Source organism: Picosynechococcus sp. PCC 7003 (assembly GCF_001693255.1).
Classification (GTDB): domain Bacteria; phylum Cyanobacteriota; class Cyanobacteriia; order Cyanobacteriales; family MRBY01; genus MRBY01.
In genome coordinates, this window is record NZ_CP016474.1 from 1,084,880 (window position 1) to 1,104,895 (window position 20,016).

The window sequence follows — 20,016 nt, forward strand, 5'->3', positions numbered from 1 at the left end:
CCAATGCTCATTCCCATTACCCAAGAGAAATTTGAACAACTGATTCCCCTGGTAGCCAGCGGCGAACAATATCGCTATTACTGGGGGAAAACGGAGGATTTTTTACGACGTGCCTTAATCTCCTTCATTTTGGTGGTCTTGTTTTTTCTACTGGGTCTATTACTACGGGAAACTGACTCCCTCCGGCTCCTGACCCAAATCATCGGTGGTTTGTACTGGTTTTGGTCACCCATTTACTCAGCAAGTCTGAAAAATGCGGAATATCGGCGGCAGTCCTACTGCTTTTTTTGGCGGGGCAAAATTCTCGATGTTTACCTCACCGAAGAAATTGTCCGTACCCAGGAAGAAGTCGATAAACTTGGTCGTTTGCTGCGGGTGGAAAATCGGGAACGGCGCATTAATTTAGAAGTCGGCGATAAGGAAGGCTATTTGGCTCGTATTCAAGCGCCTGTGGAACCGATCCATCGCAATTTGAAGCCAGGGCAGGCGGTGGAATTGTTGGTGCTCTCCAATCAGCGGAATTTGGGTCAGAAACTGAAGGTGACTGATGCCTACATTCCTCGGTTAAATTTGTGGGTGGGTTTGTATCCCTATCTGCGGCGGGATGTGTTCTGGGATGTGCGGGAACAACTGCGGATCCGCTACAGCAAAAATCCCAATAATCCTCCCCCTAGACCCTATCCCAAAGGGCGATCGCCTCGATTAATGCGTAATTTTTAGACGACTCAGGATAATTCTTGATACAGATTATGGGTCTGAATATAGTCGGTAACAGCGGGAATGACAGTCTTTTGTTTGCCCTCACTACGATATTCACTAGAAGAAACCGGAGGTGGCACATAGGTAGCCGTTTCCCAGGAACCCTTGAGAGCCTCTAGTTGTTGCAGTGCTTCCGGTTGGAGAGGGTAGCCTCGGCGCGGAAAAATGAGGAGAGTAACCTGCTGGAGGAGATCCTTCGCCCGATACCAACGGGGAATCTGACTCACTAAATCAGAGCCAATTACCAGAAAAAACGCTGTTTCTTGACCCCAAATATCCTGGGCGCGCTGGAGGGTATTTAAACTGCGGCGATCGCTGAGGCGTTCATCTACTATGACATTGTCACAACCCAAATCCTCGATCACCAACTGCAACATCGCTGACCGTTGGGCCAAGGATGCCCCATGTTTTTTAAAGGGATTATCTGCAGCCCAAACCGCCACTTGATCATAATGTTCACTGAGCCAGCGGAGGATCGCTTGGTGGCCCACCGTAGGCGGATCAGCACTGGTACCAAAGAGGGCAACGCGCGTCATGGAAACAGACATTGGTGTGACATGATGGGAGGTTAGGTTGTTCTGAGAAGTTTATATGAATTTACCCACTTGGATCACGGTTTCTCGGTTAGCGGGTGTTCCTTTTCTATTACTGCTGTTAGAAAATCCAACGCCGCGACTACGCCTCATTGCCCTAGTTATTTTTCTCGTCGTAGCCCTGACCGATTGGCTGGATGGCTATTTAGCCCGCAAACTCGATCAGGTGACGGATTTAGGTAAATTTCTGGATCCGCTTGTGGATAAACTGCTGGTCACAGCACCGCTATTGTCTTTGGTTCATCTGCAACAAATTCCTGCTTGGGGCGTTTTTCTGATTTTGGCGCGGGAACTGACCATTGCTGGCTGGCGCGTCACCGGGGAAAAGAAAATTCAGGGGGCCAATCTCTGGGGCAAGGCGAAAACGGTCACGCAAATTGCGGCGATCGCCCTGCTCATTTACCCCATCACCACCCAAGGGGAAACGCTGGCTTTAGGTTTATTCTGGCTGGCCGTCGCTTTGACTGTGATTTCTGGGGTGATTTACCTGTTGCCCCAAACCCCAGATCGCACTCAGGAGGAGCCAAGTAAATAGATTTAAACGCAAATCGAGCACCGTCACATCGAGGGTATTGAACAGCACATAACCCCCAAAAGCCATCAGATAACTGAACAACAAGAGGCGATCGCCCCGGTCAGACAACTTGCGCCAGGCCAACACCCCCTGGGCATAGAGCCAGCCGATGGTGCCGATAAATAAGGCAGCAAAGGGAATGCCAATTTCAGAAGTGAGCATCAAGTAAAAATTGTGGGGGTGGCCCAGCCAACGGTTCATGGCCACTTCATAGCTGGGGGTAAAACTGCGGACACCCCAACCCGTCAAAGGCCGCTGACGAATCATGTCTAGGACAAACTGCCATTGGGTAATGCGGAGATCTTCGATGGCGCGGCCACGGTGCATTTGATCTGACAGACGACCCCAAAAATAGTAAGGCACGATTTGGCGTAGGGGATCTCGCCAGGGGGTTTGGCCAAAGGATGCACCGAGAATTGCGGTACCGAGGCCCGTTGCAAAGCCACAGATCCACCACCAGCCCACATAAATGGCATAGATAAACAGCCCTAAAAAGGCGATCGCCCAGACATTCCGGGAATTCGTCAAAATCAGGGCAACACCATCGAGGAGTAGGGTCACGGTGAGATACAGAAAAATTCGAGATTGACGCAATTTTCCCCAGGCAAAATCCCTCAACCACAGCCCCACCCCCAATAAAAAAGCCATCAGTAGATAGGCCGCACAAATATTGGCATACATAAACGTTGAGGACAGCCGCGTGGGGGGATTGCCTTCCCCCGTTAAGCCCCAGCCAAACAGTTGCCAAATCACAGGTGGTGTTCGCCAGCCAAACCAAAGCTCCCCTAGGCCTAAAACGGCGATCGCCAAAGAAGGGGCCACAATTAGCCAAGCCAAGCGATCCAAGCGATCCAAGGTATTAAAGAGAGCCGAGAAGGCGAGAAAAACCAGGAAAAACGGCACAAAATTAGCCACCCCTAACAAAGATTCCAAAGGATAAGGGGCGATCGCCGTTACTCCGAATAGCCAAACCGAAATAGCCCCAAAAATCCAAGTCAAGGGTTGCCGCCATAACTGCCGTCCGGCCTGTTTTAACAACAGAATCATTTGAATCCCTAGGCAAGCGACCCCCCAGCCAGGGGCGATCGGCAGGAGAATCACGCCCAGCTCTGTCAGGGGTGGTAAATATTCCGAAGTAGGGGCTGGCGAATGTTTGATCATACCGAGGGGAATGGAGCCACAGCCTTCAAATCCTACCGCACCACCTTACCCTTCTTGGATTGCTGGAGGTTCAGCCGCCCCAAATGCCCCAACTGGTTAACCCCACAAGACCCAAACCCAAAGCCCACCAGAGAAATTGATTATCCTGGGTTTCGACTTGGGACAAATCTTCAAAATCCTCGATGGCAAGTTCTTTTTCCTCAACTTTTTTCTTGCCCTCGACATAGAGCGATTTGGCCGGATCAAGGTTATCCAAGCTGGGGATTTCCGTGAGCCACTCTTTCGGGCGTTCGAGTTTGGGGGCTTCGAGAATATACAGTTGCCGCTGGGCCCGTTGGCTGGTGCTGGTAAAGGGATGGGTCATTAGTTCACGGCAGAGGGCGATCGCCTCATCTCCTTGGTTATTGGCCTGGTATGCACTGACAAGCCAGAGTTGCACTTCCCCAGATTCCCTAGAATATTGGGGCAGATTTTCAACGGTGCGCTGGAAATAGTCGATGCTTTGGCGATATTCCCCTTGGAGAAAAGCATCTTTGCCAGTTTCAAACAAAATTTGGGTGCTGGTATCCATCAAAAAAACGGTGGCGCTGGAAAGCAGAATTTATTTTTGCTAGCCTACAAAATTTTGCGGCCCGTCAACATTTGGCGCACCTCTAACATCGCTGAATAGGTGGGCAAAATATGGAGGGTTTGATCGGCGGGACTAAGGGCGATCGCCTGATCGAGGGCTTTGGTAAGATTTGGCTCGACGATGAATTCAGCATTCCCTTCGCAATAGCGCAGCCGCAGGGCCATATCGTAAGTGCGATCGCCGCTGATGATAATTTTGCCGGGGGATTGGGTGAGTTTTTCTAGATCCACATCCCAAATCCAGGACACATCGGTACCATCGGGGGTGCGGTCGTTGAGCACGACGAGGACGGTGCTCGTTTTTCCTTGTTGTTGTAAGTCAGTGACGGCACGGACTGTTTCGTTCATGCCCACGGGATTTTTTGAGAGGAGAATCCGCACGGGTTTCCCTTGGACGGTTAATTCTTCCGCCCGACCAAAGGCCGCTTTAAAGGACTGAATCTGCTCGTTAATGATGTCCCGGTGAATGCCCAGGGTTTCTGCGAGAAGGGCGGCAGCGAGGGTGTTGTATTTGTTGTAGACGCCGATGAGGATTTGTCCCCAGTCTGGGCTATGGATGTCGAGGGGATTTTTGGTAAAGCCGCAACTGTCGCAGTGGTAATCGCCGAGGTGGGACAGGTAAACGCCTTTGTAAGTGAGGGGCGCACCACAGCGGGGACAATAAATAGAATCAACAGCGTGGGGGATGGCCTCTAGGTACAAATCCGGTTCGTTGAGGCCAAAAAATTTCACCGTCTGGCTGAGGTTTTGGCCCAAATCGTTGAGGGTCGGGTCGTCGCCGTTGACGATAATGGTGGTTTCTGGTGGCAGAGGGGCGACCGCCTGTTGCCAACGCTGACTAATGGTATCGACTTCTCCGTAACGGTCGAGCTGGTCACGGAATAAATTGAGGGCGAGGATATGGGTCGGGGAACAGGTTTTGAGGAGGATCGGAATAATATTTTCATCCACTTCGAGGATGGCGTAGTCGATGTCGAGCTGACCGAAAAGATTCGCGTGCTCCAGGAGGGCCGTCGTTAAGCCGTTGATCAAGTTTGCCCCGGTGGCATTGTGGGCGAGCTTGTAACCTTGGGCAGTAAGGATTGCTTTGATTAAGAGGGAAGTTGTAGTTTTACCATTGGTGCCCACCACTAAAATGACGCCTTTTTTCGCCTGCTGGAACAGATCCGGCAAAATCTCTGGGAAAATGCGTCGGGCGATCGCCCCCGGTAAAACACTGCCCGCACTGAGCTTGAGACCCCGTACCACCGCTGTAATTGTTTTGCCTAAACCACAGGCGATCGCCAACCGTACACTGCGCAAAATAGCCATTCCCTTCGGCTGTCTCCCAGACTGTCTAAGTCCTTAAACATAACAGAACTTGCAGTCCCTGCCTATGTCTGAATAATTTCTCACCGATGATTAACCAACTGCCTGGGGTAACCCCTGCCAGCCCCCATGGGCATCTGGTGAATAATAGGTCAAATTAGCCAGCACCGGACGATCAATGCCTGGTAAATACGCTAAATTTTCTGGCTCTAGCAACACATTCCGCAGGTCTGCCCCTTCTAATTTTGCCCCGACTAGCTTCGCGCCCCGCAGATCCGCCTCGGCTAAACAAGCCAGCTTCAGATTGGCTTCGACGAGATTACTGCCCTGGAGATTTGCCTGCTGGAGGTTCGCCCCATAAAGCTTGGCCCCTGAAAAATTCAGCCCGGCTAAATCCATACCCAGCAAATTCACATCCCGCAAAAAGGCCCGACTAAAATTTCCGTGGTGTAAGTTGGCATGCTGTAAATCTGCGTGACCTAGGCGCGCTTCCTGGGCATTGACCCAAGCCAAATTCGCCTGATTTAAGTTTGCTTGGCATAGGTTTACCCGGGCGAGATTCGCCCCACACAAATTAGCCCGCCGGAGATTACCGCCCCGCAGATTTGTATGGTCTAGGCTGGCCCCACACAAACGCGCTTCAACCAGTTGAGCGTTCACCATAAAGGCGCCATCTAAAATCGCTTTTGTTAAATCGGCCCTAACAAGCTGGGCATCGTTTAGTTTGGCGTGGGCGAGGTTGGCCCAATTCAACGCCGCCCCAGATAAATCTGCTTTGAGTAAAAATGTTCGACTGAGATTCGCACCCATGAGGTTCGCCCCCTGGAAGTTGACGCCGATTAATGCCTCACCCCGGAGATCAGCCCCCTGCAGGTTAATCCCGGCAAAGTTTCGTTCCCCATGTTCGTAGGCGCGTAGTAATTGTTGAACATTCATGGATTTTGACCCACAAAACAAAAAAATAGCGCTATTTTTACGCCACGGCTGGACATCATCACGGCGACCGGCTGCTATTTCAATCCACGTTTATTCTATATCTTAAAAAATTCTTAAAAGGAAATTTCCGGGGCGATCGCCAAAAAAATTCACGAATATTTTGGGAAACTTAATAACTCTTCCTGGGCCGAGAATACCTAAAAAACGGAGATTTGTCGTTACATTTCTTCTTAAAGAAATATCAATTATTTCCTCGACAAACATCATAAACTATCTTTGAAAAATCGTTTTTTAGCTGGGTTTAACTGTAAAGAGATCGAGCTTTTTGTGATTTCTGGGAGAAAAATTAAGCGCCCCGCCATCGGGACGTCACGCAGCATTTTTCTGAGAAAATAAATGGCAACCATAATATATCGCAACGGCAACTAACGCACCATGGCGATCCTGGTCAGAGCTAATTGAACTTTAGCGCGGCAGTCCCTATCTCTCTTTAGGGTAGGGAAGGATAGCGCGGTGATGTAGCAAAGCGGAATCACCAACCAGTGTGGAAATAATATGCTATAACGGTAGCCACATTGATCACTTAAAGAGAATCAATGCAGCTCAGGTTAATTTAGCCTGGGCAAGGGGTCAGGAACTGGCCTCTTTAGACGCAGAGCTGCCTAGCTCTACCGATTGCGGAAGCATGAGGCAACTAGGAGCGATGAAGCGTCGGAAACTCTATGCCTCTTGGGCTGGAGTAGTTCATTTAATTACGAGAAAGAGTCCAGGCTTTAAAAAGATACCCTTGACGCTTCGTCCCAAAAAATCTAGGAAAGGGCAGGTTCAAATTCAATGCGTTCGGCGTGGCCCCAGAAGGCTTCGAGGTTATAAAATTCCCGTTCCTGCGGTAGGAAGATGTGTACAATCACTTCGCCATAATCTTGGAGAATCCACATCCCTTCACTCTTGCCCTCCATTCGTAGGGGCACTTTGTCATATTTTGTTTCTAATCTTTCTTCGATGGCATCGGCGATCGCCCGCACTTGAGTCCGCGAAAAACCTGTCGCCACAACGAAAAAATCCGCCAGATAGGAAATTTGATCTACCTTCAAAATCGTAATATCTTCGGCTTTCCGGTCATCGGCCGCCGTAGCGATATCCCAGACTAAACGTCCATTTTCATGGGCTTCAAGCGTTTTCGGTAGAGTCATTAACGGTTCTGTTGTGAAGATCAATAGAGCAAAAATAATTGTTCTTCTAGCTTACCTTGGAATCTCCCCCACAGCACCCCAGGGAAAGTAAAGACACTTTCCCACCATTGTGCAAAATATCTTGCCCTTGATCGATCAAACTAAATATTCCTATGTTATGATGCAGCAGTTGAGAATAGTTCTTAATTGATTGGCGATCGCCTTTGGGAATTGTCCCAAGGCCCTGCCATTAGCGTCACCGTTAAGCCCCCATGAATGATTCCCCCATCCTACGCGTCGAAAGCCTTTGTAAGCGTTTCAGTGCCCAAGATTTACCAGCGGTCAAAGATATTCAATTTCAACTTGAGCAGGGGGAAATTCTCGGACTTTTAGGGCCTTCCGGTTGCGGAAAAACGACCTTGCTTCGCTTAATTGCCGGGTTTGAGCAGCCCAGCGCAGGACAAATTATTCTCAATGGTGTACCGGTGAGTACCCCAGAAAATTGCCTTCCCCCAGAGCGACGGAATACGGGGATGGTCTTCCAGGACTATGCCTTATTTCCCCACCTCACCATCGCCGATAACATTGCCTTTGGGTTGCGCCACCGTGAACGTAAGTTTTCCCGCCAAGAGATTCGTCAACGGATTCAGGAAATTTTGCACTTAGTGGGACTTGCGGGCTTAGAAAAACGCTATCCCCATGAGCTATCTGGGGGACAACAGCAACGGATCGCCCTGGCCCGCGCCCTGGCGCCGCGCCCTTCGTTAATTTTGTTAGATGAGCCCCTGAGTAATTTGGATGTGCAGGTGCGCCATCACCTCCGCCATGAGATTCGCCAAATTATTAAAGCGGCGGGCATTTCGGCAATTTTTGTTACCCACGATCAAGAAGAAGCCCTCGCCATTTCCGATCGCATTGCCGTGATGCGCCAGGGGAATTTAGAGCAGTTGGGCACACCAGAGGAAATTTATACCCGCCCGGCCTCTCGGTTTGTGGCAGAATTTGTCACCCATGCGAATTTTTTACCAGCCCAGTGGATTGGTGGGGTTTGGCGCACGGAGATCGGTGAATTTAAAGTGGCGATCGCCCCCCCAGAACAGGCTGCAGAAGGGGAACTAATGGTGCGGGAGGAGGAGTTGGAATTGATTCTCCAGCCAGAATCCCCGGTAATTGTGAAGGAGCGGCAATTTTTGGGCCGGGAATATCGCTATTGTCTCCAGACGGATTCAGGCAAATGTCTCCATGCGCGCATGGGGGTCAATCAATTGGTGCCTGTGGGTTCCCGAGTTCAGATTAAAATTCAATCGGCAACCCCCCAAGTGTTTGCCGCGTCCTAGAAAGTTGGGCTAGAGCTTGAAAGAATAGAGAATTTCACCATCGGGCGATCGCCGGGTGGTACCGTTAAATTCTTTGACCCTGGCATCGAGATATTTTTGCGCTTCTTTGCCAGAAAGCTGCGTACTTTGAGCGAAACGAAGCACCGTCACTTCACCGTTGGTTTCACCGAGGGTCTGGTAAAAATGTTGCCGCAGCCAATCGGAATCAAATTTTTCCTTTCGGACTTGGCGATTTAACCGCCACAGCATAAATGAGCCTGTGCCCGTAAAGGGAACCCCGAAAATAATAAAGGCGGCGATCGCTCCCTCTTGGTCTTCCTGGGAGACATTTTCATTGAGACCTTCGGCGAGGCCATAGATGGCAATTGGTAGCCCCATAATCAACAAAGAGACGCCAATAAAACGTTGGGCGGCGCGAAACAGAAACTTCGCCCAGTGGGTTTTCGGGGGAGCGGCGAGGGGAGCTTGTCCTTGGAAGTTTTGACCCAAGCCACCACTCACCACCGTTGCGGGTACTGCTGCTTTCTGCAAATTCGTTTTTTGGAGATTAATGGCTGGCTTGGTAATGGGTTGGGCGGCACCAGTCAGGGATTGGAGCGCTGCTTTCACGGCCATGGCCGATGGATAACGACTACGAAAATCGAAACAAATCATCCGGTCTAGGATCGCCGCAAATTCCGGGCTGACCTGGGCATCTTGACGCCAAAGAATCTCGGCGGTTTGGGGGTCTTCGTAGAGTTCGTCGCCACTGCGATAACCCATGGGGGGCAACTTGCCGGTGAGAGCTTGGATGATAATCAAGCCTGTGGCATAGATGTCACTACTGAGCTTCGGTTTGCCCCGACCCTGTTCGTTGGCCATATAACCAGGGGTGCCAATAATGGTGCCGACACGGGTTTGACCCTGGGCGTTGATTTGGGTGCCGGCCAGTTCTTTCACGGCGCCGAAATCGATCAGGACAATTTTGCCGTCTTGTTTTCGGCGAATCAGGTTCGCGGGTTTGATGTCCCGGTGAATCACGTTTTGGCTGTGGATAAAGCTGAGGGGTTCGAGGATACTTTTTAGAAGGGCGATCGCATAGGCTTCGCTGAGTTTTTTGCCGACGGTGATTTCCCGTTCGAGACTATGGCCTTCGACAAAATCCTGAACAAGGAAAAATTCTTGATTAATTTCAAAATAGGCGAGCAGGTGGGGAATTTGGTCATGATCTCCCAGACGATTGAGCAGTTGGGCTTCCGCTTCAAAGAGTCGCCGCGCCACCTTCAGGGCTTCGGGGTCACTAAAACTGGGCTTGAACTGCTTAACGACACAGATTTTGTTGAACTGCTTGATGTCCTCAGCGATAAAGGTTTGCCCAAAGCCCCCCGCCGCCAAGGATTTGACGATGCGATAGCGGCCATCGAGTAACTGCCCAATCATAATCTCTGTAACGGTTGGCTCACACCTAAACTGATGTTCCCATTATGGAACAGGTTCGGCGAAAACATTTAGCCAATCAGGAATTGGGCGTGGTGGCGGATATGGTCAATCATAAAAGTGGCAATGAAAAAATAGCTGTGGTTATAGCCTTCCTCTCTAAGTTTCTCATGGATTAGCGTTAATCGATTTTTAGGGCAGGGAAACAAAATCATAGCCAAAGCCAGACCGCTCTAGTTCTTGTTTATTGATTTGATGCTTTCAGAAGAGCTTGCTTAAACTCTAGAGCCGTTTGAAAGTGCAATTTACCCGAATCATCTAAAGCTTGATCGATCACTATGGCAAGGCGATCTGGAATCTCAGTGTTTCGGCGTTGAATTGGTACAGGATGGGTTTGCAAAACGGTGAGTAATGGATCACCACCAAAATCACGGGGATATTTGCGCGTCAGAAGATAGTACAAGCAAGCTGCTGCCGCCCATACATCGATTTCTGGTTGAGCATATTTGAAGTGGAGCACTTGGGCACGGGACATGAAAGGAAATGTACCTTCCAAATGTTGACCACTACGGGAAAGTCCACTTAATCCGGCATTATCAAAAGCTTTTGCGATCCCAAAATCAGCAATTTTCGAAATAAGTTTTCCGTCTTTTTCAGTGAGCAAAATATTACTGGGTTTCAGATCTCTGTGAACTAATCCTTTTGCTGTGCCCAAGCCGCCATCTCGCTGTTTGACGTAGGGAATCTCTACGGCATGGGCATAGTGCAAGCCATCAAGGATAGGGATGATTAGCGATAGAGCTTCTTTGATAGTAAGAGGTTTAGTGAATTTTTCAAGGTATTGTTCGAGGTTGCCTGCTTCGCAATATTCGAGGGTGAAATAGAAAATGCCTTCGGAGAAACCATAATCCAATAGCTGCACAATATTGGGATGTTTCAGTGGCTTAGTATTTTCGACTTCCCGGAGGAATTGTTCTTTTTGGCGGGGATGGTTGGCGACCTCCGGCAGCATCACCTTCAACGCAACTTGGTTTTGGGTTTTCTGGTGAGTGGCGAGATAGACTTCCCCAAATGCACCTTTGCCTAAGACTTCGCTGAGGTAGTAGCCATGAATGGGGAGGAGTGATGGATCGGGGTCGTCGCCTTTGATGAGTTTTTTCAGCCAACCTTTAACAAAATCCATCAGATTGCCTTGGGGTGGAGCAGCAATAAGGGCTTCTTCGTCTTGCTGGGCTTGGGAAAATTGGAAGGTATCGGATTCCGGGGCTGTGTAGGTGGTAGTGACTTGAATCAACAGAGTATCAATGCGGATGGTGTCGTTGTCCTTCAGCTCGGTTTCGATAAATGAGAGTTTCTGGGCTTCTTCTGGGCTGAGGTGTTTGGGGCGTTGTCCGATTTTTTGTTCGTTGATGTAAGTTCCGCTTTTACTACCGAGATCGCGAATGGTGATTTGGGGCGGGTTGATATTGAGCAAACAATGACGACGGGAAATGGCAGAAAATTCTTTAGTGGTGGGCAATTGAATATCGCAGTCGTCTCCCCGTCCGATCAGACAGATTGTACGCTCAGTATAAGTATGGGCTTGTCCTTGGTGAGAGCTATTGAGAAAGCTGAGGGTGATGCTGGTGGGCATGGGACAAAGGGCAAAGGGAAAACTCAATTACTGTAAACGGGATTGCTGTTGAAGATCTTGTTTGAGGTGAAGACAAGCAATAATGACTATTTGCGTTTCTGTGATGATGTAAAACAGAGCATAGGGAAAGCGGCGAATAATTTTGCGGCGGATGTTTTTTCTGACGACAGGGTGTGCTCCGGGATAACGTTGAATTTGGGAGAGGTTCGCATCAATTATCCGGATAAATTCTGACCCAAGTCCTTTGTTTCGCTGTTCATACCAGTCATAAATTTTTTCTAGGTCTTGTTCTGTTTGGGGAGTTAGAACAACAGGTCGTTTCATCGGTCTAAAATGCGTTGTTGTACTTCTGACCAAGGGGAAACATTTGTCGGATCGGTTTGGTATTGCTCTTGACGGCGATCGAGATCTTCTATTTGAAGTTGAGTGAGGGGAAGGTCATCTGTTGTTGTGGCAATGTCGTCCCACAGGTCTTGCACGAGTTGAATTTTTTCAGCAAGGCTTAATTCTTTGATGTGTTGTTGGAGAATACTCATCGTATTTCTGGGGAGATGAAGGGCTAGGAGCGTGCAACTTCCACAATTTTACTCTGGATCAATTGGCGTTTGAGGTTATTTATCAGCACAAAATTTGAATCCTGCCATCGATAGAGACAGCATAGCCCTTCAAACAAGCTACTCCACTACGCTGCCCTAAGGTGATTTTTGGATGGGATTGTTTTCATCGCTGGATTTAGGTTGGACTCCCCACTAGGCACGCTCGATACATTTACATCTATTGATTCTGGCAAATCTTGAGAGTACTGGAGCTGACGCAAGCCACCCGAAAACCAGTGAGCCTGTTGGAGTGGTCAGGTTTACCCCTGGCGCGATTCGCTGAGCGGCAGGTGCTCGGATTGTTGTTCCAAGAACCACCCCGCAATATACGTTCATTACTAGCTGACCATCTAACGCTGTCATCGCTATGGTATACGAAGAACTCACCACGACCATCACCATGCATCCATATGGGGTCATCAGACCATACAATGCAACCATTTTCTTTTGCTTCCTTGGGTTTTTCCTCATAGGTATCGTGCCAAGGATCTGCGCACCACTCCCATAAATTACCGTGCATATCGTACAGCCCAAAAGTATTAGCAGGGAAACTACCCACTTCTGTTGTTTCTTGTCGATAGACCCCTTTTCTCCCTTTGCCATAGACATAATGTCCACAGTAGTTTGCTTGATCTGTGCTGATCGTTTCCCCAAAATAAAATGCTGTTGTCGTTCCTGCCCGACAAGCATATTCCCATTCCGCTTCACTGGGTAATCGATAGCTCTTCTTCGTCTTTTTGTTAAGCTTCTTGATGAACTCTTGACAGTCATTCCACGACACAGAATCTATAGGGTGGTTATCACCATTCTTAAAAGACGAAGGGTTCTTACCCATTACCGCCTGCCATTGCCCCTGTGTAACCAGAAATTTCCCCATGTAAAAGGGTTTTGGGATTGTGACTCGATGTTGCGGAGTTTCCGGCCTAAACCCATCAGAAGAATCCTTCTTGCATCTAGCGATTTCATCGTCCGGTGTCCCCATCATGAAGGTTCCTGCTGGGATTAGTAACATTTCCAGCTTCACCCCATTCTCCAAATCCTCTGTAAAAGATTTTGGTAATGATTTTTGAACATTGGGAGGTTGAGTAATGTCAATCTTACGGGGTATTTGGATGGTTGTTTTCCGGTATTGATTTGGTACTGTGGGCAGAACCCTTGGCGCAGTATTTTCCTGTTTTTGCCCAATGCCCAAAAGCGCTAGCCATTGCTGTATGGATGGGGGGCGATCTGACGCTTGTACCGCTGTCCCCTGAATAATTGCCTCAGAAATTTCTTTACTAACCTTGGGATTCAGCTCATGGACTGGCTTAACAAGAATATTATGTTCTTCCCGATAGTTCCCCGGAATCATCATGTGACCAGATAACAGCGTATAAAGCGTTGCTGCAAGGGCATAGACATCTAATGCCGGTGTAAAATTGTCCCGCCGCTTGTACTGCTCCGGTGGCGCAAACCCTTCTGTCAGACTATTGGTAATGCTATTAATCGCACCAATATCCACTTCTCGCGCCAAGCCAAAATCAATGAGAATCGCTTCTTGGGTATCCTTACGCAGCAAAATATTATTGGGCTTGACATCCCGATGGAGTATCACTTGATCCTGGCTGGTGTGCATATGGTGCAACGCCGCGCCCACTTGTCCAATAATCTTTAACGCTTGCGCCTCTGAAAAAGTTTGACCGTCCCGCAACGGCTTCATAAGATCACTGCCATCGACATATTCCATCACCATGCACCACAGACCATTCGCCTGAAACAGTTGAGGATAAACCTTAACAATATGAGGATGTTGCAAAGTTGCTAAAACCATTGCCTCATTCACGAACTTCTCTTGCATCTCATCCCAGTTGGGGCGATCGCCGTGGAGATGACGATTGAGGGTTTTAATCGCGACGGGTTGATTATTTTTGAGATCAAAGGCACGGTAGGTCAGCCCAAATCCACCGGGGGTCAAGCTTGCATCGATACGATAACGGTTTTTGAGGACTTGCTGGGGCTGGAACATGGTCATGGCAACGGGAGAACACTTACCCAATCTTATAAAGTTTTGGCTTAATCAGGGTATGTGAACAGTGAGTTGCTGTTTGATGTCCTCGGTGATAAAGGTTTGTCCAAAGCCTCCCGCCGCCAAGGATTTGACGATGCGATAGCGGCCATCGAGTAACTGCCCAATCATAATCTCTGTAACGGTTGGCTCACACCTAAACTGATGTCCCCATTATGGAACAGGTTCGGCGAAAACATTTAGCCAATCAGGAATTGGGCGTGGTGCCGGATATGGTCGATCATAAAAGTGGCAATGAAAAAATAACTGTGGTCATAGCCTTCCTGATAACGGAGGGTGAGGGGTTGACCGACTTTTTCGCAGGCGATCGCCAATTTTTCCGTGAGCAATTGTTCCCCTAGAAAACCATCGGCACTGCCTTGATCCACCAAAATTGGATAGCTTAACGGGCCGTTTTTTTGTAAAAGCGCTGTCGCATCGTAGGTTTCCCAGAGGGTTTTATCGGTGCCCAAATATGCGGTGAAGGCTTTGTCTCCCCAGGGGCACTGGCTCGGCGCAACGATCGGCGCAAAGGCAGACACCGACTGGTAAAAATCAGGCTTCCGTAGGGCACACACTAAAGCTCCATGACCCCCCATAGAATGGCCAAAAATCCCCCGTTTCGCCGTCACAGAAAAGTTTGCTTCAATGAGTTCGGGCAGTTCCTCGGTGATGTAGCTGTACATCCGGTAGTGGTTTACCCAGGGCTGTTGGGTCGCATCCACGTAGAAACCGGCGCCACTGCCGAGATCCCAGTCTTTATCTTCGTCGGCGATGCCCGTATTGCGGGGACTGGTATCGGGGGCGACGAGCATTAAGCCATGGTCTGCGGCATATTTTTGGGCACCCGCCTTGGTGGTGAAATTTTCCTCGGTGCAAGTCAAACCCGACAAATAGTAGAGGACGGGCACGGGTTGGGTTTCGGCTTGGGGCGGTACAAACACCGCAAAGTTCATCGGCACACCACACACTGCGGAATTGTGTTGGTAATACTGGACTTTGCCACCAAAACAGAGGGTTTCTTTCGTTAAAACAAGGTTTGTCATCGTTAATTTGATCGTGCGATGGGGGCATACCATGGTAATCCCCCACATAATGTTTCCTTAAAAGGTGACGACGCTGCGGATGGATTTACCCGCGTGCATCAGGTCAAAGGCTTCGTTAATCTTCTCAATGGGCATGGTGTGGGTAATCAAATCATCGATGTTGATCTTGCCTTCCATGTACCAATCGACAATTTTCGGCACATCGGTACGGCCCCTCGCGCCCCCAAAGGCAGTTCCTTTCCAGACGCGCCCCGTTACTAACTGGAATGGTCGCGTACTAATCTCTTGGCCTGCGCCTGCTACCCCAACGATGGTAGAAACTCCCCAACCTTTATGGCAACTTTCTAGGGCCTGGCGCATTACGTTGACATTGCCAATACATTCGAAAGTGTAATCCGCGCCGCCTTTTGTTAAATCCACTAAATAGGGCACGAGATCACCCTCGACTTCCTTGGGGTTTACGAAATGGGTCATGCCAAATTTTTCGGCGATCGCCTTTTTATCGTCGTTAATGTCTACCCCAACGATCATGTCGGCCCCCACCATGCGGCAGCCTTGGATCACGTTTAGGCCAATGCCCCCGAGACCGAAGACGATCACCTTCGACCCCACTTCAACTTTCGCCGTATTGATCACCGCCCCGATCCCTGTGGTGACGCCACAGCCGATGTAGCAGACCTTATCAAAGGGGGCATCTTCGCGAATTTTTGCCAGGGAAATTTCCGGCACCACGGTGTAGTTGGCAAAGGTGGAGGTGCCCATGTAATGAAAGAGCGGTTCGCCATTAATCGAAAATCGTCCGGTGCCATCGGGCATCACACCCCGACCTTGGGTGAGTCGGATCGCTTGGCAGAGGTTTGTTTTGAAACTGAGGCAATATTCGCACTCGCGGCATTCTGGCACATAGAGCGGAATAACGTGATCGCCTGGCTTTAGACTTTTAACATCCGGCCCCACTTCGACCACAACTCCCGCCCCTTCATGGCCCAGGATCGCCGGGAATAGCCCCTCTGGATCGGCCCCAGATAAAGTGTAGGCATCGGTGTGACAAACCCCTGTCGCCTTGATTTCCACCAACACTTCCCCGGCTTTGGGGGGTTCAAGTTGAACCGTTTCTACCTTGAGAGGCTCTTTTGCTGCGTAGGCGATCGCCGCTTTCACATCCATGGGGTCAATCCTTGAATTTTGGTTGTAATCGTTACTATTCTAGAGACAAATACATCGGCTCAGATCTTTGACCGGGGCGTTGTTTGTCATTCTGCCTGGAGGCTAATTAGCATAAACGAAGCTTCAGGACACGAGGCGACAACATTGCGATCGCCACAGGGCCTGCACCAATAAATCCAATCGCACAGGCTTCGTAATGTAATCATCCATACCAGCGTCTAAACAAGCCAACCGGTCATGTTGCATGGCATTAGCCGTTAGGGCAATCACATAGGGATGCGGCTCCAAGTTCAATTTAATTAATGCCTCGGTGGCTTCTAAACCATCCATTTCAGGCATTTGAATATCCATCAAAATCACATCATAGACTTGCCTTTGCACTGCCTCTAGTACTTCTAAGCCATTATTAACAATATCGACTTGATAACCGAGATTTTTCAGGATTTTTGCGACGACCTTTTGATTCGTCAGATTATCTTCTGCCAAGAGAATATTAAGGGGAAGTTTCGCTGCTAAATTTCGATCAAAGACAAATAAAGAGTTTGCGCTTTGCCCAAGGAAATCACTGGATTGATTAAGGATTTCAGCACAGATCATAAACTCGAACTTACTACCGCTGCCCGGCTGACTTGTCACTAAAATTTTGCCCCCCATCATCCGCACAATTTCTTGACTAATGGCAAGTCCTAAGCCAGTACCTTGGGTTTTGAATTTGGCTTTGCCAGTTTGTTCAAAAGGCAGAAAAATTAAGTTGAGCTTATCGGATTCAATGCCAATTCCAGTATCTTCAACTTCAAAATTAAGCAATGTATAAGTCTCACCTAAATCAGGGAAAGAATGGAGCCTTACCCGAAAAACAATTTGGCCCTTTTCTGTGAATTTTACCGCATTATGCAAAAGATTCAACAGCACTTGTTTGAGCTTTTTCTCATCGATACTCACCCCCGCTGGTAAGTTTGGGGGGAATTCACAAATAAATTCGATAGCATCGCTATTAATTTGCGCTTGAATAATTCCCTTAATCCCTTGGAGAAACTTGGGAAAGTCTACTTCTTGAAAGTGAAGTTCAACTCTTCCGGCTTCAATGCGGGAAATATCAAGGATATCTTCAATGAGATGCAGTAAATGAATCCCTGAATCGCTAATTGTCTGTAAATCTCCCCGTTCATATTCATCTAAATTATCAGAATCCTTGAGCAGTTCCACTAACCCTAAAATGGCATTTAAGGGGGTGCGCAGCTCATGGCTCATGCTAGACAGAAACCTTGTTTTAGTGCGGTTGGCATTTTCTGCTGCTTGCTTCGCTTCAATGAGTTCTAAGTTTTGTTGCTCTAATAAAAAAGCATTTTCTTTGAGAATCACCTTACTTTGTTCAAGCTGTGATGATTTTTCTTGGAGGTGAATTTTAGACTGTCGCAAATTGTTAAAGGCTTCTTTTTTTTCTCTTAAAGTCGCCATTAAGCTCAAATTTGTCACCACGATTACCACCGTGAATAACTGCAAGCGTAGTAAGGATTCATTGATATCTTCACTGGAAAAAGACCCCACCCCCCGCACAGTACCTAATACCGCTAACATTGTGACGACGGCAATGAGATTAGTCGCTCCAAATTGACCAAAACGAATTACTGCCCATACCAAACAGGGAATGAGCATGTATTCCAAATGGAGATTTTGGGAAAAGGAGATATAACTAATTAATAAAATAATTGTGAGTAGGCTTAGGATTTCAATAAATCTTGTTTCAAGGAATAAAATCCAAGTCAATTTATGGGGTCTTTTGTAATACCGATTGAAGGTGATAATTGTTTTTTGAATTGGGCGATTTAAGGTTTGTGATTGAAATAGCTCATACCAACTAATCAAGGCCGGCGTAAAAATGTAAATACCGGAAACGTTAGAGATCCACCAAGTCAACCAAGATTCGCCAAAGTTTGCCCAGCTGACTGTATTGCCAAGAGCGAGGGCAAATACACCGGTGGTGGCATTGATTGCCGGCGTTAACGTCCCAATGAGTAACAGAAATATGCAGAGATCATCGAGCTTTTTGAGGGGATTTTTGCGCTGAATTTTAGTATCTAATAAGTATTTCCCCAGACCCATGCCGCCTGTGGTGCCTAGGGCGATCGCCAATACCTGCACAACTGAAACGAGGGCTTGATTGAGATTTTCTCCCTGAAAAAAAGCCCAAATGTTCGCCAAAAAAGAGCCAAGAAAGACTCCTGGCAATACTTGATAGCCATAAATAAATGTTGCGGCCAGGGCAATACCATCTGGAGGCCATACAGGGGTGACGGATTGGGGCGTCGAAGCAACCTGGCGAGAAATTTCTGCGGTTCCGTAATAAGCTAAGGCGAGCAGACTAATAAGGATAAACCGTCGGGATAGTTTCAAGGGCGGTTGCGGAAAGTGGAACATGACGATCCTGATGGAGCTTGGACAGATTCTGGTGGGTGAATCATAATTAATGACCGTGAATGGAATCGGGAAATGTCAACTGGCAAAAAGAGATACGAGGCATTCAGTCCTACTATTCTAGTATTGTCGAAAAAGCACAACTATCCAAAAATACGATTTTGTTTTAGCGTGCCCCACCACCCCAAACTTTCTTGGACACGGCTTGCTTGTAGGCCAGGGGCAAACCTGTAACAATAAGTAGGCGATAAGCAGGCAATCTATTTTTATCTGGCTGCATTTATTGAAATCCCCCATGTATCCTTCTTTTTTACCGCCTCTGGTGAACCAACTGACGGAACTTGACGCGATTCGTCTCGCCCAGCAGATCCAACAGGTGGCGATCGCCACGCCGCTTCAAACCGATCCCATTTTGACTAGCTTTGTGCAACAAGGCAGTGGTGACCAAGACATTCTTCTCATCCATGGTTTCGATAGCTCTGTTTTAGAATACCGCTATCTTCTACCCAAATTAGCCCAGCACCATACTGTTTGGGCCGTAGATCTGCTCAGTTTTGGCTTTACGGCGCGACCAGAACAGCTTCCCTTTACCCCGGAAAGTATCAAAACCCACCTCCACCAGTTTTGGCAACAGCAAATTAATCGCCCGGTAGTTATCGTTGGTGCTTCCATGGGGGGCGCAGTGGCCCTCGACTTTGCCCTGAGCTATCCAGATGCTGTCCGTCAAATTGTGCTCCTCGACAGTGCCGGCCTCGCGCCGAAACCCCTCAGTCGCTTTGCGATGGTGCCGCCCTTAGACCGTTGGGCCACGCAATTTTTAGGCAGTATGAACGTCCGCCGGAAAATTTGCCAAAGTGCCTATTTCGATAAAACACGGGTCACAACGGATGCGGTGCTCTGTGGGGCAATGCATGTCCAGTGCGATCGCTGGCAAGAAGCGCTGATTCAATTCACCAAGGGCGGAGGCTATGGCTCTTTTTATCCCAAATTGAAACAGATCCAGCAACCCACCTTAATTCTCTGGGGCCAGCAGGATCGCATTCTCGGCACCAAGGCGGCCCATCGCTTTCACCAGGGCTTACCTAATAGCACCCTCCAGTGGATTCCCAATTGTGGTCACCTCCCCCACGTGGAGCAAACGACCCTCGTCGCCGAACATATGTTTCGCTTTTGCCAAACTTCAATCCCAATCACCTCTAGTCATTAGATTGAATACTTGAGTTGGCAGG

The 20,016-nt window shown here is 48.6% G+C and carries 19 protein-coding genes; 5 read left to right on the forward strand and 14 right to left on the reverse strand.

The window, feature by feature from the left end; genetic code table 11:
* Positions 1–3: 3 nt before the first annotated feature.
* Positions 4–720 carry a phosphate ABC transporter permease gene (locus AWQ21_RS05230; RefSeq protein WP_065713623.1) on the forward strand — a complete coding sequence of 239 codons (717 nt, stop codon included), beginning with the start codon at positions 4–6 and terminating at the stop codon, positions 718–720.
* A 5-nt stretch (positions 721–725) separates the two neighbouring features.
* On the opposite strand, the gene AWQ21_RS05235 is transcribed toward AWQ21_RS05230, so the two are convergent.
* Positions 726–1,295 carry a nicotinate-nucleotide adenylyltransferase gene (locus AWQ21_RS05235; RefSeq protein ID WP_065713624.1) on the reverse strand — a complete coding sequence of 190 codons (570 nt, stop codon included), beginning with the start codon at positions 1,293–1,295 and terminating at the stop codon, positions 726–728.
* 55 nt (positions 1,296–1,350) lie between these two features.
* Here AWQ21_RS05235 and pgsA point away from each other — a divergent pair, with 55 nt between their 5' ends.
* A complete protein-coding gene (gene pgsA, locus AWQ21_RS05240) occupies positions 1,351–1,887 on the forward strand; it encodes a CDP-diacylglycerol--glycerol-3-phosphate 3-phosphatidyltransferase (protein WP_065713625.1) in 537 nt (178 codons plus the stop codon).
* On the opposite strand, the gene AWQ21_RS05245 is transcribed toward pgsA, so the two are convergent.
* From AWQ21_RS05245 to rsfS, 5 genes are all read right to left on the reverse strand, one after another.
* Positions 1,792–3,087: an O-antigen ligase gene (locus AWQ21_RS05245; RefSeq protein WP_065713626.1), complete on the reverse strand. Its 1,296-nt coding sequence runs from the start codon at positions 3,085–3,087 to the stop codon at positions 1,792–1,794. The two genes, pgsA and AWQ21_RS05245, sit on opposite strands and share 96 nt — an antisense overlap.
* A gap of 70 nt (positions 3,088–3,157) precedes the next feature.
* Positions 3,158–3,658 carry a hypothetical protein gene (locus tag AWQ21_RS05250; RefSeq protein WP_065713627.1) on the reverse strand — a complete coding sequence of 167 codons (501 nt, stop codon included), beginning with the start codon at positions 3,656–3,658 and terminating at the stop codon, positions 3,158–3,160.
* A gap of 44 nt (positions 3,659–3,702) precedes the next feature.
* The gene (locus tag AWQ21_RS05255) at positions 3,703–5,028 is read right to left on the reverse strand and encodes a Mur ligase family protein (protein ID WP_065713628.1); all 1,326 of its coding nucleotides are present in this window, start codon (positions 5,026–5,028) and stop codon (positions 3,703–3,705) included.
* 90 nt (positions 5,029–5,118) lie between these two features.
* The gene (locus tag AWQ21_RS05260; protein ID WP_232315074.1) at positions 5,119–5,961 is read right to left on the reverse strand and encodes a pentapeptide repeat-containing protein; all 843 of its coding nucleotides are present in this window, start codon (positions 5,959–5,961) and stop codon (positions 5,119–5,121) included.
* 809 nt (positions 5,962–6,770) lie between these two features.
* Positions 6,771–7,154 carry a ribosome silencing factor gene (gene rsfS, locus AWQ21_RS05265; RefSeq protein WP_065713630.1) on the reverse strand — a complete coding sequence of 128 codons (384 nt, stop codon included), beginning with the start codon at positions 7,152–7,154 and terminating at the stop codon, positions 6,771–6,773.
* A 251-nt stretch (positions 7,155–7,405) separates the two neighbouring features.
* On the opposite strand from rsfS, the gene AWQ21_RS05270 reads away from it, so the two are divergent.
* Positions 7,406–8,470 carry an ABC transporter ATP-binding protein gene (locus AWQ21_RS05270; protein WP_065713631.1) on the forward strand — a complete coding sequence of 355 codons (1,065 nt, stop codon included), beginning with the start codon at positions 7,406–7,408 and terminating at the stop codon, positions 8,468–8,470.
* Between the two features lie 9 nt (positions 8,471–8,479).
* Here the strand turns inward: AWQ21_RS05270 and AWQ21_RS05275 are convergent, their stop codons facing one another.
* Positions 8,480–9,889 carry a serine/threonine-protein kinase gene (locus AWQ21_RS05275; RefSeq protein WP_065713632.1) on the reverse strand — a complete coding sequence of 470 codons (1,410 nt, stop codon included), beginning with the start codon at positions 9,887–9,889 and terminating at the stop codon, positions 8,480–8,482.
* A gap of 44 nt (positions 9,890–9,933) precedes the next feature.
* Between AWQ21_RS05275 and AWQ21_RS16610 the strand changes: the two genes are divergently transcribed.
* A complete protein-coding gene (locus AWQ21_RS16610; RefSeq protein WP_257784287.1) occupies positions 9,934–10,065 on the forward strand; it encodes a hypothetical protein in 132 nt (43 codons plus the stop codon).
* Positions 10,066–10,130: 65 nt separating this feature from the next.
* On the opposite strand, the gene AWQ21_RS05280 is transcribed toward AWQ21_RS16610, so the two are convergent.
* The 7 genes from AWQ21_RS05280 to AWQ21_RS05310 all read right to left on the reverse strand — a co-directional run bounded on the left by AWQ21_RS05280 (position 10,131) and on the right by AWQ21_RS05310 (position 18,790).
* Positions 10,131–11,519, reverse strand: a complete 1,389-nt coding sequence (locus AWQ21_RS05280; protein WP_065715229.1) for an FHA domain-containing serine/threonine-protein kinase — start codon at positions 11,517–11,519, stop codon at positions 10,131–10,133.
* A gap of 27 nt (positions 11,520–11,546) precedes the next feature.
* Positions 11,547–11,843 (reverse strand): type II toxin-antitoxin system RelE/ParE family toxin, encoded by a 297-nt coding sequence (locus AWQ21_RS05285; protein WP_065713633.1) that lies wholly within the window; start codon positions 11,841–11,843, stop codon positions 11,547–11,549.
* Entirely contained in the window at positions 11,840–12,055 is a 216-nt protein-coding gene (locus AWQ21_RS05290) for an addiction module protein (RefSeq protein WP_065713634.1), read from the reverse strand. Before AWQ21_RS05290 ends, AWQ21_RS05285 begins: the two co-directional genes overlap by 4 nt.
* A 238-nt stretch (positions 12,056–12,293) precedes the next feature.
* Positions 12,294–14,126: a bifunctional serine/threonine-protein kinase/formylglycine-generating enzyme family protein gene (locus AWQ21_RS05295; RefSeq protein ID WP_065713635.1), complete on the reverse strand. Its 1,833-nt coding sequence runs from the start codon at positions 14,124–14,126 to the stop codon at positions 12,294–12,296.
* Between the two features lie 233 nt (positions 14,127–14,359).
* Positions 14,360–15,205, reverse strand: coding sequence for an S-formylglutathione hydrolase (fghA, locus tag AWQ21_RS05300; protein WP_065715230.1), 846 nt, complete (start codon positions 15,203–15,205; stop codon positions 14,360–14,362).
* A 57-nt stretch (positions 15,206–15,262) separates the two neighbouring features.
* Positions 15,263–16,372 (reverse strand): S-(hydroxymethyl)glutathione dehydrogenase/class III alcohol dehydrogenase, encoded by a 1,110-nt coding sequence (locus AWQ21_RS05305; RefSeq protein ID WP_065713636.1) that lies wholly within the window; start codon positions 16,370–16,372, stop codon positions 15,263–15,265.
* Between the two features lie 123 nt (positions 16,373–16,495).
* The gene (locus AWQ21_RS05310) at positions 16,496–18,790 is read right to left on the reverse strand and encodes an MASE1 domain-containing protein (RefSeq protein ID WP_065713637.1); all 2,295 of its coding nucleotides are present in this window, start codon (positions 18,788–18,790) and stop codon (positions 16,496–16,498) included.
* A 292-nt stretch (positions 18,791–19,082) separates the two neighbouring features.
* Between AWQ21_RS05310 and AWQ21_RS05315 the strand changes: the two genes are divergently transcribed.
* Positions 19,083–19,994 (forward strand): alpha/beta fold hydrolase, encoded by a 912-nt coding sequence (locus AWQ21_RS05315; protein WP_065713638.1) that lies wholly within the window; start codon positions 19,083–19,085, stop codon positions 19,992–19,994.
* Positions 19,995–20,016 lie beyond the last annotated feature (22 nt).

What these genes read in the sequence shown, in the direction of transcription:
- AWQ21_RS05250 (WP_065713627.1), bottom strand. Translation starts at nt 3,658, where the DNA reads ATGGATACCAGCACCCAAATTTTGTTTGAAACTGGCAAAGATGCTTTT.
- fghA (WP_065715230.1), bottom strand. Translation starts at nt 15,205, where the DNA reads ATGACAAACCTTGTTTTAACGAAAGAAACCCTCTGTTTTGGTGGCAAA.
- AWQ21_RS05260 (WP_232315074.1), bottom strand. Translation starts at nt 5,961, where the DNA reads ATGAATGTTCAACAATTACTACGCGCCTACGAACATGGGGAACGAAAC.
- AWQ21_RS05235 (WP_065713624.1), bottom strand. Translation starts at nt 1,295, where the DNA reads ATGACGCGCGTTGCCCTCTTTGGTACCAGTGCTGATCCGCCTACGGTG.
- AWQ21_RS05255 (WP_065713628.1), bottom strand. Translation starts at nt 5,028, where the DNA reads ATGGCTATTTTGCGCAGTGTACGGTTGGCGATCGCCTGTGGTTTAGGC.
- pgsA (WP_065713625.1), top strand. Translation starts at nt 1,351, where the DNA reads ATGAATTTACCCACTTGGATCACGGTTTCTCGGTTAGCGGGTGTTCCT.
- AWQ21_RS05280 (WP_065715229.1), bottom strand. Translation starts at nt 11,519, where the DNA reads ATGCCCACCAGCATCACCCTCAGCTTTCTCAATAGCTCTCACCAAGGA.
- AWQ21_RS05290 (WP_065713634.1), bottom strand. Translation starts at nt 12,055, where the DNA reads ATGAGTATTCTCCAACAACACATCAAAGAATTAAGCCTTGCTGAAAAA.
- AWQ21_RS05305 (WP_065713636.1), bottom strand. Translation starts at nt 16,372, where the DNA reads ATGGATGTGAAAGCGGCGATCGCCTACGCAGCAAAAGAGCCTCTCAAG.
- AWQ21_RS05285 (WP_065713633.1), bottom strand. Translation starts at nt 11,843, where the DNA reads ATGAAACGACCTGTTGTTCTAACTCCCCAAACAGAACAAGACCTAGAA.
- AWQ21_RS05245 (WP_065713626.1), bottom strand. Translation starts at nt 3,087, where the DNA reads ATGATCAAACATTCGCCAGCCCCTACTTCGGAATATTTACCACCCCTG.
- AWQ21_RS05275 (WP_065713632.1), bottom strand. Translation starts at nt 9,889, where the DNA reads ATGATTGGGCAGTTACTCGATGGCCGCTATCGCATCGTCAAATCCTTG.
- AWQ21_RS16610 (WP_257784287.1), top strand. Translation starts at nt 9,934, where the DNA reads ATGGAACAGGTTCGGCGAAAACATTTAGCCAATCAGGAATTGGGCGTG.
- AWQ21_RS05315 (WP_065713638.1), top strand. Translation starts at nt 19,083, where the DNA reads ATGTATCCTTCTTTTTTACCGCCTCTGGTGAACCAACTGACGGAACTT.
- rsfS (WP_065713630.1), bottom strand. Translation starts at nt 7,154, where the DNA reads ATGACTCTACCGAAAACGCTTGAAGCCCATGAAAATGGACGTTTAGTC.
- AWQ21_RS05270 (WP_065713631.1), top strand. Translation starts at nt 7,406, where the DNA reads ATGAATGATTCCCCCATCCTACGCGTCGAAAGCCTTTGTAAGCGTTTC.
- AWQ21_RS05310 (WP_065713637.1), bottom strand. Translation starts at nt 18,790, where the DNA reads ATGTTCCACTTTCCGCAACCGCCCTTGAAACTATCCCGACGGTTTATC.
- AWQ21_RS05230 (WP_065713623.1), top strand. Translation starts at nt 4, where the DNA reads ATGCTCATTCCCATTACCCAAGAGAAATTTGAACAACTGATTCCCCTG.
- AWQ21_RS05295 (WP_065713635.1), bottom strand. Translation starts at nt 14,126, where the DNA reads ATGACCATGTTCCAGCCCCAGCAAGTCCTCAAAAACCGTTATCGTATC.